General features: G+C 54.6%; 17 protein-coding genes and 1 pseudogene. 9 read left to right on the top strand and 9 right to left on the bottom strand.

Features of this window, described 5'->3' with window-relative positions; genetic code table 11:
• Nucleotides 1-267: 267 nt before the first annotated feature.
• The 4 genes from hemY to hemC are packed head-to-tail and all read right to left on the bottom strand — an operon-like array spanning nt 268 to nt 4,336.
• Nucleotides 268-1,464, bottom strand: coding sequence for a protoheme IX biogenesis protein HemY (gene hemY, locus ACLJNW_RS21500; protein ID WP_023602562.1), 1,197 nt, complete (start codon nt 1,462-1,464; stop codon nt 268-270).
• 2 nt (nt 1,465-1,466) lie between these two features.
• Nucleotides 1,467-2,636 (bottom strand): uroporphyrinogen-III C-methyltransferase, encoded by a 1,170-nt coding sequence (gene hemX, locus ACLJNW_RS21495; RefSeq protein WP_000138962.1) that lies wholly within the window; start codon nt 2,634-2,636, stop codon nt 1,467-1,469.
• Nucleotides 2,637-2,657: 21 nt separating this feature from the next.
• The gene (gene hemD / locus ACLJNW_RS21490) at nt 2,658-3,398 is read right to left on the bottom strand and encodes a uroporphyrinogen-III synthase (RefSeq protein ID WP_000025493.1); all 741 of its coding nucleotides are present in this window, start codon (nt 3,396-3,398) and stop codon (nt 2,658-2,660) included.
• Entirely contained in the window at nt 3,395-4,336 is a 942-nt protein-coding gene (gene hemC, locus ACLJNW_RS21485; protein WP_001521319.1) for a hydroxymethylbilane synthase, read from the bottom strand. The genes hemD and hemC overlap by 4 nt, the downstream gene beginning before the upstream one ends.
• 376 nt (nt 4,337-4,712) lie before the next feature.
• Here hemC and cyaA point away from each other — a divergent pair, with 376 nt between their 5' ends.
• Nucleotides 4,713-7,259, top strand: a complete 2,547-nt coding sequence (gene cyaA / locus ACLJNW_RS21480) for a class I adenylate cyclase (protein ID WP_000281718.1) — start codon at nt 4,713-4,715, stop codon at nt 7,257-7,259.
• A 77-nt stretch (nt 7,260-7,336) separates the two neighbouring features.
• On the opposite strand, the gene cyaY is transcribed toward cyaA, so the two are convergent.
• From cyaY to ACLJNW_RS21460, 4 genes and pseudogenes are all read right to left on the bottom strand, one after another.
• Entirely contained in the window at nt 7,337-7,657 is a 321-nt protein-coding gene (gene cyaY, locus ACLJNW_RS21475; RefSeq protein ID WP_023204516.1) for an iron donor protein CyaY, read from the bottom strand.
• A gap of 69 nt (nt 7,658-7,726) precedes the next feature.
• Nucleotides 7,727-8,116, bottom strand: coding sequence for a DUF3021 family protein (locus tag ACLJNW_RS21470; protein WP_001125565.1), 390 nt, complete (start codon nt 8,114-8,116; stop codon nt 7,727-7,729).
• Nucleotides 8,104-8,406: pseudogene (locus ACLJNW_RS21465) on the bottom strand (hypothetical protein); the annotation flags it as partial. The gene ACLJNW_RS21470 and the pseudogene ACLJNW_RS21465, both read right to left, overlap by 13 nt.
• The gene (locus ACLJNW_RS21460) at nt 8,376-8,627 is read right to left on the bottom strand and encodes a hypothetical protein (RefSeq protein WP_001594384.1); all 252 of its coding nucleotides are present in this window, start codon (nt 8,625-8,627) and stop codon (nt 8,376-8,378) included. The pseudogene ACLJNW_RS21465 and the gene ACLJNW_RS21460, both read right to left, overlap by 31 nt.
• A gap of 185 nt (nt 8,628-8,812) precedes the next feature.
• On the opposite strand from ACLJNW_RS21460, the gene lptM reads away from it, so the two are divergent.
• The 8 genes from lptM (at nt 8,813) to corA (ending at nt 15,916) form a co-directional block, all read left to right on the top strand.
• Nucleotides 8,813-9,016, top strand: coding sequence for an LPS translocon maturation chaperone LptM (gene lptM / locus ACLJNW_RS21455; protein ID WP_000799903.1), 204 nt, complete (start codon nt 8,813-8,815; stop codon nt 9,014-9,016).
• A 36-nt stretch (nt 9,017-9,052) separates the two neighbouring features.
• Nucleotides 9,053-9,877, top strand: coding sequence for a diaminopimelate epimerase (gene dapF / locus ACLJNW_RS21450; RefSeq protein ID WP_001160671.1), 825 nt, complete (start codon nt 9,053-9,055; stop codon nt 9,875-9,877).
• Nucleotides 9,874-10,581 carry a DUF484 domain-containing protein gene (locus tag ACLJNW_RS21445; protein ID WP_000812763.1) on the top strand — a complete coding sequence of 236 codons (708 nt, stop codon included), beginning with the start codon at nt 9,874-9,876 and terminating at the stop codon, nt 10,579-10,581. Before dapF ends, ACLJNW_RS21445 begins: the two co-directional genes overlap by 4 nt.
• Nucleotides 10,578-11,480 (top strand): tyrosine recombinase XerC, encoded by a 903-nt coding sequence (gene xerC, locus ACLJNW_RS21440; protein ID WP_000132874.1) that lies wholly within the window; start codon nt 10,578-10,580, stop codon nt 11,478-11,480. Before ACLJNW_RS21445 ends, xerC begins: the two co-directional genes overlap by 4 nt.
• Nucleotides 11,480-12,196 carry a 5-amino-6-(5-phospho-D-ribitylamino)uracil phosphatase YigB gene (gene yigB, locus ACLJNW_RS21435; RefSeq protein WP_023204517.1) on the top strand — a complete coding sequence of 239 codons (717 nt, stop codon included), beginning with the start codon at nt 11,480-11,482 and terminating at the stop codon, nt 12,194-12,196. The genes xerC and yigB overlap by 1 nt, the downstream gene beginning before the upstream one ends.
• Nucleotides 12,197-12,331: 135 nt before the next feature.
• Nucleotides 12,332-14,494, top strand: a complete 2,163-nt coding sequence (gene uvrD / locus ACLJNW_RS21430) for a DNA helicase II (protein ID WP_000383436.1) — start codon at nt 12,332-12,334, stop codon at nt 14,492-14,494.
• Between the two features lie 259 nt (nt 14,495-14,753).
• On the top strand, nt 14,754-14,810 hold the full coding sequence (gene ysgD, locus ACLJNW_RS21425) for a YsgD/CorL family protein (protein WP_212723238.1): 57 nt from the start codon (nt 14,754-14,756) through the stop codon (nt 14,808-14,810).
• A 155-nt stretch (nt 14,811-14,965) separates the two neighbouring features.
• Entirely contained in the window at nt 14,966-15,916 is a 951-nt protein-coding gene (corA, locus tag ACLJNW_RS21420; RefSeq protein WP_000947143.1) for a magnesium/cobalt transporter CorA, read from the top strand.
• A 48-nt stretch (nt 15,917-15,964) separates the two neighbouring features.
• Here corA and yigF read toward each other — a convergent pair whose 3' ends face one another.
• Nucleotides 15,965-16,345, bottom strand: a complete 381-nt coding sequence (gene yigF, locus ACLJNW_RS21415) for an inner membrane protein YigF (RefSeq protein WP_024154490.1) — start codon at nt 16,343-16,345, stop codon at nt 15,965-15,967.
• Nucleotides 16,346-16,357: the final 12 nt, after the last annotated feature.

The raw sequence follows: 16,357 nt of genomic DNA, 5'->3' as shown, positions 1-16,357 counted from the left end.
TCATTCCATCTCTTATGTTCGCCTTCTGGCCTCATAAACTCAGGAATGATGCAGAGCCGTTTACGGTGCTTATCGTCCACTGACAGATGTCGCTTACGCCTCATCAAACACCCTGGACACAACGTTGAGTGAAGCACCCCTTTATGTTGTCATACAGACCTGTTTTGACGCCTGCCCCTTAACCGGGCAGGCGTTTTTTTAGGCATCCCGAATGATTTTGTGTAGGCGGTAGGCCCGGTAAGCGAAGCGCCACCGGGCAAGAGGGAATTACTGCGGGGGATTGTTCTGTAATGTCAGCATCAAGCCATCGCGCCGCATGGCGGCGGCCTCTTCCGGTTGATGCAGTCGATCAAGCGCATCGGCAAGCCAGGCATAATCATACGCGTCCGGGCGTTGTTTTAGCGCGGCGCGGAAAGCCAGGGTTGCCTCCTGCCATTCACCGTGTTTCATTAGCGACTGGCCGAGCGTGCTCCATAACAGCGGGCGATCGCCTACCGTCTTGATTTGCTGGCGCAGCACTTTCTCCAGTTGTTCCGGATTATTGGTTCTGAGGCGAGGAATGGGCAGCACCAGCCGATCGTCATACTGGCGTTTCAGACCGTCGATGATAATCTGCTGCGCCATATCATGATCGTCACACTCGATTAGATGCTCGGCCATCGCGACCTGCAGCGCCACCTGATGGCGGGTTTTACGGCTTTGGTTTTTCCACCAGGTGCGTAATCCTTCGCTGCCCTGCTCGGCACGCGCCTGATCCATGAGTCCTATCCACGCCTGTTGTTCGAGCATGGCGCGATGCGCTTCATCGCCGACGTGCGCTTTCGCCATGGATGGGATGATATCCAGTAAAGAACTCCATGCGCTGGTGCGAATATAGGCCTGCTCCGCCAGACGCAGAACTTCCGGGTGACGCGGCGTGACCTCCAGCAGTTTGTCCACGCCGTGACGCGCTGCGTGATTTTCATTGCGCGCCAGCTGTAAGCGCACGCGCGTGATCTCGACCGGGATGGTGTCGTTCCCCGCCAGCTCTGCCGCACGTTCAAGGTGCTGATTAGCGCGCGCTTCATCGCCGCGCTGCTGCGCCGCTTCTGCCGCCAGCAGATAATTTACCACCGGTTGTTCAGCATGGTCGGCATTTTTTGACATCAGCTTTTCAACCTGCTGATAGTCGCCCTCCGCCAGCTTCAGCAGCGCCTGTTCGGTCTGCTTGCGAGCGCGACGGCGTTTACGACCGGCAAACCAACCGCGGGTGTGCGCGCCGGTACGAAACAGACGGCGTAGTAACCACTCAATGGCGAATAGCACCACCATAGCGACGATGAGAATGATCGCCAGGCCGGTGACGCTGGTTTCAATGTTGTAGGTATCGGTCTGGATTAACACATAGCCCTGGTGACCGGCTATCATCGGGCCGACCACGATACCCGCGAGCAACAACACAAAGAGCAATAATACTTTTAGCATCATTATTCTCCTTGCGGCGCGGCTGCCGGAGCGTCTGTCTGCGTGGCAGGCGCTGCCGTAGAGACTGTCGGTTGCGCCAGCAGATTACGCACGCGGGTTTGCATCAGTTTTTCAAGGATCGCCTGGCTTCCCAGGGTTTCCGGCAGATCCATCGTGATATTTTGCTGGCTTAATTTATCGACCTCCTCCAGGAAGGCTTTTGTCGCGGCGTCGTCAGTATCGTAATAAGCGCGAACCCAGGTCGAAACGTTATCCAGCGCCTGACGGTATGTTTCTTCCTGATGGCGTGGCACGGCCTGCGCGGCGACTAACAGGCGGGAGCGAATATTTTCGCGTAAATAGACGTCCTGGTTGGGCGCCAACAGCGGTACGGCGGTATCATCGCGGCGGCGAATGGTAATAAAGCTGTCCATAAAGTTCTGCCAGCTTTTTTGCAGGTTAACGCGCCATTCGCTTAGCGAGCTGGACAGCTCGCTGCTGTCTGAATCCATCGGCGAACCATCGGTATCGTTATCCGCCAGACGCAGGTTATCGATTTGGTTAGAGAGCTGATTGAGCTTGAGAATAATGCCGTCGTAGTCGATCTGCGCAACGGATGACAGGCTGGCGATATCGTCAGTAATCGCGCGTCGTGCGGTAATCAGGCTGGGGTCGTTCATGTCCGCCAGACTGGCGTCAGCGCTTTTGAGCAGCGCAGCGGCGGTAGTGACGTCCTGATCGCTCCATAGCTTGCGTCCGGCGAGTTTCACCAGGAAATCAGCCTGCGCCAGCAGCCAGGTTTTAGCATCGCTGCCGGAAATGGTGGCGACTTTTTGTTGTACTTCATCAAGCTGTTTCGCCAGCGCCGCCTGTTGGCGATTTGCGTCATCTAACTGCGCCGCTTGTTTTTTGATAATCCCTTCCAGCTCCGCTTTTTGGCTCTCCTGCGCCTTTTGCAAGGCGGTTAGTTGCGTCGCCAGCGCATCGCTGGTTTCCGTTTGCGCGGTTGCTTGCTGTTTCCCCCAGCCATAAAGCCCAATACCTGCCGCCAGGGCAATCGCAATCGCCACCGCGCTTAATACCAGCGCGGCGCCGTTCTTACTTTTTTTCTCGGTATTAACTGGCTGTGGCGTGGTTTCCACGCTCTCCCTGGTCTCATCAACCACGGCGGAGGATTTTTCTTGTTCCGTCATTATGGCATCCCATTATGAGAGTTATTGTAATGCGCGCAACAGCGCATCGTTGTCGGCGTTATCAGCGACCTTAATATCTTGCCAGCCCAGTTCCCGGGCGAGGTGCGCCAGACGCTCACTGACGACCAATAGCCGACAGCGTAGTAACCAGTGCTCACGATACCACTGGGGAGTCAGCGACCAGAGCCGTTGCAACATCTCGCCGCTGGTAACAACAAGCGTTGTTACGCCGCGAGTATGCCAGCGCATCGCTTCTTCCGCGCCATCGTAATGTTTCGCACATCTTTGATAACATTCACAAAAATTGACTTCGGCTCCGCGAGCTGTCAGGGTTTCGCCCAGCAGTTCGCGGCCGCCATTGCCACGCAAAATCAGCGCGCGTTTGCCCGCAATATTTTGTAATTCAGGTAATTGTAGCAAGGCTTCGCTGATTTCCCGATCCAATGGATAACGAATATCGAACCCGCTAACGGTATGAAGGGCGAGCGCCGTGGTGCGGCCAATCGCGAAATAGCGCGGCGACGCAGGCCAGTTTCGGCCATCCCGCTGGAGCTGGGCGTGAGCAAAGGCGACGGCGTGCTGTGAAAGGGCAAAAACCAGATCGTTTTCCGTCAGCGTCGCCAGGCGGTCGGCCAGGGTGGGTAGCTCCCGACCGGCGACAAATTCAATCAGTGGAAAACTCCAGGCCACCTGCCCCAGTGCGCGCAGACGGCTCACTAACGCTTCCCCTGCGGGAGAGGGGCGGGTGATCAGAATACTCATGCGGGCGTCTCGCCGTTATAAACTTCCGTCAGAATCGCGCGCGCGCCGTTTTCCAGCAGTTCCTCTGCAAGCGAGATGCCCATTTGCTCCGCCTGCTCGGGAGAACCACGACGTTCGCCGCGCACCATCACCGAACCGTCCGGCGCGCCAACCAGCGCGCGTAACCAAATTTCACCGTTGATGATTTCTGCATAGCTGCCAATCGGCACCTGACACCCGCCTTCCAGGCGGGTGTTCATAGCGCGTTCCGCCGTTACGCGCAGCGCGGTTTGCGAGTGATTCAACGGTGCGAGCAGCGCCTGTGTTCGCGCGTCGTCAAGACGACACTCAATCCCGACGGCGCCCTGGCCTACGGCAGGAAGCGAAACGTCGGGCGGCAAGGCTGTGCGAATGCGCGACTCCAGACCTAAGCGTTTCAGACCGGCCACGGCCAGGATAATGGCGTCATAGTCGCCGTTGTCCAGCTTGCCGAGACGTGTGCCGACGTTGCCGCGCAACGAACGGATAATGAGGTCCGGACGGCGTTCCGCCAGTTGACACTGGCGACGCAAACTGGACGTCCCGACGATACTACCCGCGGGCAGATCGTCCAGACTGTGATATTTATTCGAGACAAACGCGTCGCGCGGATCTTCGCGCTCGCAAATGGTCACCAGACCGAGACCGTCCGGGAAGGCCACCGGAACGTCTTTCATAGAGTGCACGGCGATATCAGCGCGCTTTTCCAGCAGCGCGATTTCAAGCTCTTTAACAAACAGTCCCTTACCGCCCACTTTCGCCAGGGGAGTATCGAGAATCACGTCGCCGCGTGTGACCATCGGCACCAGTTCTACCGTCAGTCCCGGATGGGTTGCCATCAATGCGTCTTTGACATAATGTGCCTGCCAAAGCGCAAGGGGACTTTGGCGTGTGGCAATTCTTAAAACATTGTCTAACATGCTTGTTACCGTCATTATCAATCATTGACCATCCTAACATCCTTATAGAGAGTATGTTAGTTTTCCGGTCACCGTGAGTGAGAGGATAAGGCGCAGTGTCGTCAAGGACAGTGAATAATGACGAGAAACCGCCAGCCCGTATTTAAGAATTTACACGCAGCGAACGGTGCTACACTTGTATGTAGCGCATCTTTCTTTACGGTCAATGAGCAAGGTGTTAAATTGATCACGTTTTAGACCATTTTTTCGTCGGTATTAGATAAAAATATGCAGGCGAGAAAGGGTAACGGTTATTTTTGACATACGGTTTATCCCGAATGGCGACGGTCAAGTACTGACCTGCACCATGACGGGTAGCAACATCAGGCGATACGTCTTGTACCTCTATATTGAGACTCTGAAACAGAGACTGGATGCCATAAATCAACTGCGTGTGGATCGCGCGCTTGCTGCCATGGGACCCGCTTTTCAGCAGGTTTACAGTCTTCTGCCGACATTATTGCACTATCACCATCCACTGATGCCGGGTTACCTTGATGGTAACGTTCCCAGCGGTATTTGCTTCTACACGCCTGATGAAACCCAACGCCACTATCTGAACGAACTTGAGCTGTACCGCGGTATGACGCCGCAGGACCCGCCGAAGGGCGAGCTGCCGATTACCGGTGTTTACACCATGGGCAGCACCTCCTCGGTCGGGCAGAGCTGCTCGTCCGACCTGGATATCTGGGTGTGCCATCAGTCCTGGCTCGACGGTGAAGAGCGTCAGTTGCTGCAACGTAAGTGTAGCCTGCTGGAAAGCTGGGCCGCCTCGCTTGGCGTTGAGGTGAGCTTCTTCCTGATCGACGAGAACCGTTTCCGCCATAACGAAAGCGGCAGTCTGGGCGGGGAAGACTGTGGTTCTACGCAGCATATCCTGTTGCTTGATGAGTTTTATCGTACCGCTGTGCGCCTGGCCGGGAAGCGTATCCTGTGGAGTATGGTGCCGTGCGACGAAGAAGAGCATTACGACGACTATGTCATGACGCTCTACGCGCAGGGCGTATTAACGCCAAACGAATGGCTGGATCTGGGGGGCTTAAGCTCGCTCTCCGCCGAAGAGTACTTTGGCGCCAGCCTGTGGCAGCTATACAAGAGCATTGACTCGCCGTACAAAGCGGTGCTGAAAACGCTGCTGCTGGAAGCCTACTCATGGGAATATCCCAACCCACGTCTGCTGGCGAAAGATATTAAACAACGTCTGCATGACGGTGAAATCGTATCGTTTGGACTCGATCCCTACTGCATGATGCTGGAACGGGTCACTGAATACCTGACGGCGATTGAAGATCCGACGCGGCTGGATTTAGTCCGCCGCTGCTTTTACCTGAAAGTGTGCGAGAAATTAAGTCGCGAGCGCGCCTGCGTAGGCTGGCGTCGGGAAGTATTAAGCCAGTTAGTCAGCGAGTGGGGATGGGACGACGCGCGTCTGACCATGCTCGATAATCGCGCAAACTGGAAAATCGATCAGGTGCGCGAAGCCCACAACGAATTGCTCGACGCAATGATGCAGAGCTATCGTAATCTGATTCGCTTTGCGCGGCGCAACAATCTCAGCGTGAGTGCCAGCCCGCAGGATATCGGCGTACTGACGCGTAAGCTGTACGCGGCGTTTGAAGCGTTGCCGGGTAAAGTCACGCTGGTGAACCCGCAGATATCGCCGGATCTGTCCGAGCCGAATTTAACCTTTATCCATGTGCCGCCGGGACGCGCCAACCGTTCAGGCTGGTATCTCTACAACCGCGCGCCGAACATGGACTCCATCATCAGCCATCAGCCGCTGGAATATAACCGTTATCTTAATAAGCTGGTCGCGTGGGCGTGGTTCAACGGCCTGCTGACGTCGCGAACGCATCTGTTTATTAAGGGCAACGGTATTGTCGACCTGCCTAAGTTGCAGGAGATGGTCGCCGATGTTTCGCACCATTTCCCGCTGCGCTTGCCTGCTCCGACGCCGAAAGCGCTCTACAGCCCCTGTGAAATTCGCCATCTGGCGATTATCGTTAACCTCGAATATGACCCGACGGCGGCGTTTCGCAATAAAGTGGTCCATTTTGACTTCCGTAAGCTGGACGTTTTCAGCTTTGGCGAAGAGCAAAACTGTCTGATAGGCAGTATCGACTTGTTATATCGCAACTCGTGGAACGAAGTGCGTACTCTGCACTTTAACGGCGAGCAGGCGATGATCGAAGCGCTGAAAACGATTCTGGGGAAAATGCACCAGGATGCCGCGCCGCCGGATAGCGTCGAAGTGTTCTGCTACAGTCAGCATCTTCGCGGTCTGATTCGTACCCGCGTGCAGCAACTGGTCTCCGAATGTATCGAGCTACGTCTTTCCAGCACCCGTCAGGAGACCGGTCGCTTCAAGGCGCTGCGGGTTTCCGGGCAGACGTGGGGACTATTCTTCGAACGCTTGAATGTCTCGGTGCAGAAGCTGGAGAACGCTATCGAATTCTACGGCGCGATTTCGCATAACAAGCTGCACGGGCTGTCGGTACAGGTGGAAACCAACCAGGTGAAATTGCCGTCAGTGGTGGATGGCTTCGCCAGCGAAGGGATTATCCAGTTCTTCTTTGAAGAAACGGGCGATGAGAAAGGCTTTAATATTTATATTCTGGATGAAAGTAACCGGGCGGAAGTGTATCACCACTGCGAAGGTAGCAAGGAAGAACTGGTGCGCGACGTCAGTCGCTTCTATTCGTCATCGCACGATCGCTTCACGTATGGCTCCAGCTTTATCAACTTCAACCTGCCGCAGTTCTACCAGATAGTGAAAACCGATGGCCGCGCGCAGGTGATCCCATTCCGTACGCAGCCTATCAACACCGTGCCGCCAGCAAACCAGGATCATGACGCGCCGCTATTGCAGCAGTATTTTTCCTGAGGATTTTTGCCCGGTGGCGGCTACGCCTTACCGGGTCTACAGTAAGCCGGATAAGCAAAGCGCATCCGGCAAATAAATCAACGAAAACTCACCTTTTCACCCGCCTGCTGCGTTGCCGCCTGCTCCAGCAGCTCCCAGAAGGTTTCGCCGCTGCGATCGCAAATCCACTCGTCGCCTTTCAGATCGAAATGATAGCCGCCCTGTTTGGTCGCCAGCCACACCTGGTGCAACGGCTCCTGACGGTTAATAATGATCTTACTGCCGTTCTCAAAGCTGAGGGTCAGCACGCCGCCGTTGATTTCGCAGTCGATATCGCTGTCGCCATCCCAGTCGTCCAGACGTTCTTCGATGGCTAACCACAGAGTGTCGGCAAGGCGATGAAATTCACTGTCGTTCATTGTTTTATCTCGCTATTGAGTGATAGCGCCAGTATAAGGGGAAGCGTCAGCTTCTGGAACCGATACGAATTACCGTTGTGAGCGGTAAAGGATAAAACCCAGCGGTAGATAAATGACGATAAATAGCGCACTGGTGATAAGTATGACGGACGCGTTAACCGGGAAATGGTTCAGAGCCGACAGCATTGCCACCATCAGCGCGACGCAGCCGCCGCAGAGGAGAAAATGCAACAGGATTAAGGGGGCGCGCGGCTTTGCTTTGATATCCAAAAGAGCGCTAAGCAGACCGAGTACCGCGCTTATCGTCAGGACTCCGGCAGCTTCAACACCGTTTATCGTGCCGTGCATAACGCTTTCAACAATGACGTAAATGCATGAACCGATCCCCACGCCCCGAAGGGCGTTTTTCAGATGTTTATTCAAACGCGCAAAACGGTTTAGCGGCGTCATTTTTGGCATTCCTGCGCCTGCGTTATGATGATGATATCTTTATTATTGGTGTACATGACGTTCCTATTCAGAGTATGCGTCTTATCCGGGCAGGGGAATGCTGTTCGGTAAAGCTGGCTGCCAATCCACGTATAAACATAGCGGTTGTCATACGCAAAACGCTTGGTGACTTTTAGCGGCCCATTGATGCTAAGGACATGAATACCCTGACCTTGCTGGCTATCACGCATAAAATAGCCATGCTCTTTTCCGGCGTTAATTTCCCGGTTCAGGAAGGGGGCTGGGCTATCCAGTTCCAGCCCTGATTTGCCGGGTTAATCAATGAATTGGGTAACCGACGCAGGCGTTTGAAATTCACCTCCGGCAACGAAAGATTGTTCTCCTCTTCTGGCTGGAGATAAACCACGCCGCTGCCTTGCCGTTGATAAACATTGTGCGGAGATTCACTCAGCCGGCATCCCCAGGCGGGAGGTAGCAGAAGTGAAAGCGAAAAAAGGCAAAACAAATTACGATATTGCATAAGGTCATCCGGACGTGGTACGTAAACCTAAAGTGATGAGCAAAGCATGTTTCCTGATGTAAATGCGCAATAATCATGGCAACGCGCCGCTTTTCAGATTTTATAAAGAGCCCCTAAACGCTTGCTTTTACGCCTTCTCCTGCGATGATAGAAAATAGAAAGCATGAACTTACAGGCAATCCATAATGAAAAACGTGTTTAAGACACTCGCTGTACTTCTGACTCTGTTCAGCCTGACGGGCTGCGGTTTGAAAGGGCCGCTTTATTTCCCGCCAGCCGATAAAAATGCGCCGCCGCCGACGAAAAAAGTCGATTCGCAAACGCAGTCCACGATGCCCGATAAGAACGATCGCGCAACGGGAGATGGCCCGTCCCAGGTCAATTACTGAGGATAGTTTTCTGTCCCCGCGTGAACGGAGTGAATGATGCAATTCTCTAAAATGCATGGCCTTGGCAACGATTTTATGGTCGTCGACGCGGTAACGCAGAATGTCTTTTTTTCGCCGGAACTGATTCGTCGGCTATCCGACAGACACCTGGGCGTAGGGTTCGATCAGCTGCTGGTGGTTGAGCCGCCCTATGATCCTGAGTTGGACTTTCATTACCGCATCTTCAACGCCGACGGCAGTGAAGTCTCGCAGTGCGGCAATGGCGCGCGCTGTTTCGCGCGATTTGTTCGCCTGAAAGGGCTAACCAATAAACGCGACATTCGGGTCAGTACCGCGAATGGCCGGATGGTACTGAGCGTCACGGAAGATGAACTGGTACGCGTCAATATGGGCGAGCCAAACTTTGAACCCGCGCAGGTGCCTTTTCGCGCCAACAAAGCGGAAAAGACGTATATTATGCGAGCGGCGGAACAGACCATATTGTGCGGCGTGGTTTCAATGGGCAATCCGCACTGTGTCATTCAGGTTGATAACGTCGACACGGCGGCCGTTGAAACACTGGGGCCGGTTCTGGAAAGCCATGAGCGTTTTCCGGAACGCGCCAACATTGGTTTTATGCAGGTTGTAAGACGTGAGCATATCCGGCTGCGAGTCTATGAACGCGGCGCAGGGGAGACCCGCGCGTGCGGCAGCGGCGCGTGCGCTGCCGTTGCCGTGGGGATTCAGCAGGGGCTGCTGGCTGAAGAAGTACGCGTGGAATTACCGGGCGGTCGGCTGGATATCGCCTGGAAAGGTCCGGGTCATCCGTTATACATGACTGGTCCGGCGGCACATATCTACGACGGATTTATCCATTTATGAAGCAACCAGAGGAAGAACTACAGGAAACGCTCACGGAACTGGACGATCGAGCGGTCGTCGATTACCTGCGCCACCACCCTGAGTTTTTTATCCGTAACGCCCACGCCGTTGAAGCGATGCGTGTTCCACATCCCGTGCGGGGAACGGTTTCGCTCGTTGAGTGGCATATGGCCCGCGCGCGTAATCACATCAATGTGCTTGAAGAAAATATGACGCTGCTGATGGAACAGGCTCATGCCAATGAAAGCCTGTTTTATCGCTTGCTGCATCTGCAAAGCCGTCTGGTCGCCGCGGATAGTCTGGATGAGATGCTGGTGCGGTTTCACCGCTGGGCGCGCGATTTGGGGCTTGCCGGCGCGACGCTGCGTTTGTTCCCGGATCGGTGGCGTCTTGGCGCGCCATCGCGCTATACACATCTGGCTTTAAACCGTCAGGCCTTTGAGCCGCTGCGTATTCAACGGCTGGGACAGTCGCAGCATTATCTTGGCCCGCTAAACGGCCCGGAACTGCTGGTGGTCTTGCCGGAGGCGAAGGCTGTAGGCTCGGTAGCCATGTCGATGATGGGCAGCGATGGCGACCTCGGGGTGATTCTCTTCAGCAGCCGTGACCCGCATCACTATCAGCCGGGACAGGGGACGCAGCTTTTACAGGAGATCGCGCTGATGCTGCCGGAACTGCTGGAACGCTGGATTAAACGCGTATGACGGATGTCGCGCTTTCTCAGGATGTCTCGCGGTTCCTGCGCTATTTAGGCGTGGAGCGCCAGCTTAGCCCCATTACCCTGCTGAACTACCAGCGTCAGCTTGATGCCATTATCGCTTTAGCCGGAGAAACCGGGCTGAAAAGCTGGCAACAATGTGACGCTGCGATTGTGCGCAGTTTTGCGGTGCGCAGTCGGCGCAAAGGGCTTGGCCCTGCCAGTCTGGCGCTACGTCTCTCGGCATTGCGAAGCTTTTTTGACTGGTTAGTCAGTCAGGGCGAATTGAAAGCTAACCCGGCAAAGGGTGTCTCCGCACCGAAAGCGCCGCGTCATCTGCCGAAAAATATTGATGTCGACGACGTTAACCGCCTGCTGGACATCGATCTTAACGATCCGCTCGCCGTACGTGATCGGGCGATGCTGGAGGTCATGTACGGCGCGGGGCTGCGTTTATCCGAACTGGTTGGCCTGGATATAAAGCACCTCGATCTTGATACCGGCGAAGTGTGGGTAATGGGTAAAGGCAGCAAAGAGCGACGCCTGCCGATTGGCCGTAACGCGGTGACGTGGATTGAGCACTGGCTGGATCTGCGCGGCCTGTTCGCCAGCGATGAAGAGGCGTTATTCCTGTCGAAGCTCGGCAAGCGTATCTCCGCGCGCAATGTCCAAAAACGGTTCGCCGAATGGGGCATAAAGCAGGGGCTAAACAGCCACGTGCATCCACATAAGCTGCGCCATTCGTTCGCGACCCATATGCTGGAATCGAGCGGCGATCTGCGCGGCGTGCAAGAGCTGCTGGGTCATGCCAACCTTTCCACCACCCAAATTTATACTCATCTTGATTTTCAACATCTTGCTTCAGTGTACGACGCGGCGCATCCGCGCGCTAAACGGGGGAAATAATGCGTTTTTACCGGCCTTTGGGGCGTATTGCCGCGCTCACCTTTGACCTGGATGATACCCTTTATGATAACCGTCCGGTGATTTTGCGTACTGAGCAGGAAGCGCTCGCTTTTATGCAAAATTATCACCCGTCGCTACGTTCGTTTCAAAACGTCGATTTACAGCGGATACGGCAGGCGGTGCGTGAAGCGGAGCCGGAAATCTATCATGACGTTACCCGCTGGCGCCATCGCGCGATAGAGCAGGCCATGCGGGATGCGGGATTATCGACGCAGGAGGCCATTGCCGGCGCGAATGCGGCGATGATGCATTTTGCCAAATGGCGCAGCCAGATTGAGGTTCCGCAGGCTACCCATGAGACGTTACAGCAGCTTGCGAAAAAATGGCCGCTGGTGGCGATCACTAACGGCAATGCCCAGCCGGAACTGTTTGGCCTCGGCGATTACTTTAAGTTTGTACTGCGCGCCGGCCCGGATGGACGTTCCAAACCGTTTAGCGACATGTATTTCCTGGCGGCGGAAAAACTGCATGTGCCGATCGGCGAGATCCTGCATGTCGGCGACGATCTGACTACCGATGTGGCTGGCGCTATTCGCTGTGGGATGCAGGCCTGCTGGATTAAACCTGAAAATGCCGACCTGATGCGGACGCAGGACAGCCGTTTACTGCCGCATATCGAAATTTCGCGGTTGGCATCTCTCACCTCGCTGATATAATCACCAGTAGTTCTGTATAAATTCCCAGTTATTCTGGCGGATGGCGCTATGCTTATCCGCCCTACGATAAGTAGCCCCGGTAAGCGAAGCGCCACCGGGCGTTTTTAGTTTTCATGTTTTTACGCGGCGGTGCCAATGGACGTTTCTTACCTGCTCGACAGCCTTAATGATAAACAGCGCGAAGCGGTGGCCGCGCCACGTAGCAACATGCTGGTGTTGGCGGGCGCGGGAAGCGGGAAAACCCGCGTGCTGGTGCACCGTATCGCCTGGTTACTGAGCGTAGAAAACAACTCGCCATACTCCATCATGGCGGTGACCTTTACCAATAAAGCGGCGGCGGAAATGCGCCATCGTATTGGCCAGTTGATGGGGACCAGCCAGGGCGGAATGTGGGTAGGGACGTTCCACGGTCTGGCGCACCGCCTGCTGCGCGCGCATCATATGGACGCTAATCTGCCGCAGGATTTCCAGATTCTCGACAGCGAAGATCAGATGCGTTTGCTTAAACGCCTGATTAAGGCGATGAATCTTGATGAGAAGCAGTGGCCGCCGCGTCAGGCGATGTGGTACATCAATAGCCAGAAAGACGAAGGGCTACGCCCGCACCATATCCAAAGCTATGGCAATCCGGTGGAACAGACCTGGCAGAAGGTGTATCAGGCCTATCAGGAAGCGTGCGATCGCGCTGGTCTGGTGGATTTTGCCGAGCTACTGCTGCGCGCTCATGAACTATGGCTGAACAAGCCGCACATCCTGCAACACTATCGCGAGCGGTTTACTAACATCCTGGTGGACGAATTCCAGGATACCAACAACATTCAGTACGCCTGGGTTCGTCTGCTGGCGGGCGACACCGGCAAGGTGATGATCGTTGGCGACGATGACCAGTCGATCTACGGCTGGCGCGGGGCCCAGGTAGAGAACATCCAGCGCTTCCTCAATGATTTCCCCGGCGCGCAGACCATTCGTCTGGAGCAGAATTACCGCTCGACCAGCAACATCCTTAGCGCGGCGAACGCTCTGATTGAAAACAACAATGGGCGTTTGGGTAAAAAACTGTGGACTGACGGCGTTGACGGCGAACCGATATCGCTGTACTGCGCTTTCAACGAACTGGATGAAGCGCGCTTTGTGGTTAACCGTATCAAAACCTGGCAGGACAACGGCGGCGCGCTTGCGCAATGCGCCATCCTTTATCGCAGCAACGCCCAGTCGCGCGTGCTGGAAGAAGCGTTATTACAGGCCAGTATGCCGTACCGCATTTACGGCGGTATGCGCTTCTTCGAACGCCAGGAGATCAAAGATGCGCTCTCTTATCTGCGTTTGATTGCCAATCGCAACGATGATGCCGCCTTTGAACGCGTGGTGAATACCCCGACGCGCGGCATCGGCGACCGCACGCTGGACGTGGTGCGCCAGACCTCGCGCGATCGCCAGCTAACATTGTGGCAGGCGTGCCGTGAATTGTTACAGGAAAAAGCCCTGGCCGGGCGTGCGGCCAGCGCGCTGCAACGCTTTATGGAACTGATCGACGCCCTGGCGCAGGAAACCGCCGACATGCCGCTGCATGTGCAGACTGACCGGGTGATCAAAGATTCCGGCCTGCGCACCATGTATGAGCAAGAAAAAGGCGAGAAAGGCCAGACGCGCATCGAAAACTTAGAGGAACTGGTGACGGCGACGCGGCAGTTCAGCTACAACGACGAAGATGAAGATTTGATGCCGTTGCAGGCCTTCCTCTCTCACGCGGCGCTGGAAGCGGGCGAGGGGCAGGCGGATACCTGGCAGGATGCGGTGCAGCTGATGACGCTGCACTCGGCCAAAGGCCTGGAGTTTCCGCAGGTGTTTATCGTCGGGATGGAAGAGGGGATGTTCCCCAGCCAGATGTCGCTGGATGAGGGCGGGCGTTTGGAAGAGGAGCGTCGTCTGGCCTACGTCGGCGTTACCCGTGCCATGCAGAAACTGACGCTAACCTATGCCGAAACTCGCCGTCTGTATGGTAAAGAGGTTTATCATCGCCCGTCGCGTTTTATCGGCGAGTTGCCGGAAGAGTGCGTGGAAGAGGTACGTCTGCGCGCCACCGTCAGCCGTCCGGTGAGCCATCAACGAATGGGAACGCCGCTGGCGGAAAACGACACAGGCTACAAACTCGGCCAACGCGTGCGCCATGCGAAGTTCGGCGAGGGAACTATTGTCAACCTGGAGGGCAGCGGCGAGCATAGCCGGTTGCAGGTGGCTTTTCAGGGGCAAGGGATCAAATGGCTGGTTGCCGCGTATGCGAAGCTAGAAACGGTTTGACCGACTCTCATAGTGCCGGATGGCGCGTCTTATCCGGCCTACGCGCTGGCTAACATTTTGATTTGTAGGCCGGATAAGGCGAAGCCGCCATCCGGCGATATATTGATGTTAATATTCTGAAATCATAGATAAATACTCTCACTCTGCTAACCTTTCTGCATAAGGGGAAATTATTGCTTTTTCGCGTTTCGTTGCGTGTTGACGGCAAATTTTTGCTGGCGTAACATGCGCCCACGATTACGCTAAGAGGACATTCGCCTTGGACACACCCAGTAGATACTGGCTCATTATCCTGTCATCCAGGATCAACTCCTAAGGCTATCCCTTTTTGCTGATAGCCTTAGCGGTTGTCAGCGACCTTTCATTTTTTCCCGTCGCGTTGAGTCAGGCTGTTTAATGGTCTGAAACCCAATTTGTTTCTGTGTGCCCATCTGAACTGTCCGATATTTTTACGCATTGGGAGTCCCGGTCATGCTGAGCGCATTTCAACTGGAAAAAAACCGACTGACCCGGCTGGAAGTCGAGGAGTCACAAACCCTGATTGATGCCGTATGGGTCGATTTGGTCGAACCGGACGACGACGAGCGATTGCGCGTACAATCTGAGCTGGGCCAGAGTCTGGCGACGCGTCCTGAACTGGAAGATATCGAAGCATCCGCGCGCTTCTTTGAAGACGAAGACGGACTGCATATCCACTCCTTCTTCTTCTTCGAAGATGCGGAAGATCATGCCGGTAACTCTACGGTGGCATTCACTATTCGCGATGGCCGTCTGTTTACGCTGCGTGAACGCGAACTGCCCGCCTTCCGTTTGTATCGTATGCGCGCCCGCAGCCAGGCGATGGTCGACGGTAATGCTTATGAATTACTGCTCGATCTGTTCGAAACTAAAATTGAACAGTTGGCGGATGAAATCGAAAACATCTACAGCGATCTGGAAAAACTGAGCCGCGTCATTATGGAAGGGCATCAGGGCGATGAATACGACGAAGCGCTCTCCACGCTGGCGGAACTGGAAGATATCGGCTGGAAGGTACGCCTGTGTCTGATGGATACCCAACGCGCGCTGAACTTCCTGGTGCGCAAGGCGCGCTTACCGGGCGGACAGCTGGAGCAGGCGCGTGAGATCCTGCGCGATATCGAATCTCTGCTGCCGCACAATGAATCGCTGTTCCAGAAGGTGAACTTCCTGATGCAGGCGGCGATGGGTTTCATCAACATTGAGCAGAACCGCATTATCAAAATCTTCTCGGTGGTTTCCGTGGTGTTCCTGCCGCCGACGCTGGTCGCTTCCAGCTATGGGATGAACTTCGAGTTTATGCCGGAACTGAAGTGGAGCTTTGGTTATCCAGGCGCGATTATCTTTATGATTCTGGCGGGGCTTGCGCCGTATCTGTACTTTAAGCGCAAGAACTGGTTGTAAAGCATTAAGGCCAGGGTGATTCAGCTGCGGCTGAACCACCCTGAAAAGTTACAGGCTCCAGGTATTGATACCTTTAACCTCTTTTTCATAGAACCACTTATTTGTATTGACGCCGACATAAGCTGCGACAACAAGTCCAAGTATGTTAACGCCGATTAATGCTCCAATAAATATTGCAACGATCCCTAATAAAATAACTATAATTGCTTTTTTCCACAGACCCAGTACAAACAAATAAATCCATGAGAAGAAAAAGGCAATAAAGTTTATTTGAATAGTCAACCGTTGTCGGGGCTTTAATGATTTAAATGCCTGTTTATATTCTGGGCTTACTTTCCAAAATCCAGGGAAACCATGTTGATCGTAAAATGAAAAACGGTATTTCCATTTTTCAGATAACGAACCATCATTAATATAATCCTTGTCCATGTAAACTCCATT

Origin of the sequence: Salmonella sp. SAL4457, assembly GCF_046548235.1 — a bacterium.
Classification (GTDB): Bacteria; Pseudomonadota; Gammaproteobacteria; order Enterobacterales; family Enterobacteriaceae; genus Salmonella; species Salmonella enterica.
This window is presented reverse-complemented; position numbering and strand designations above follow the sequence as displayed.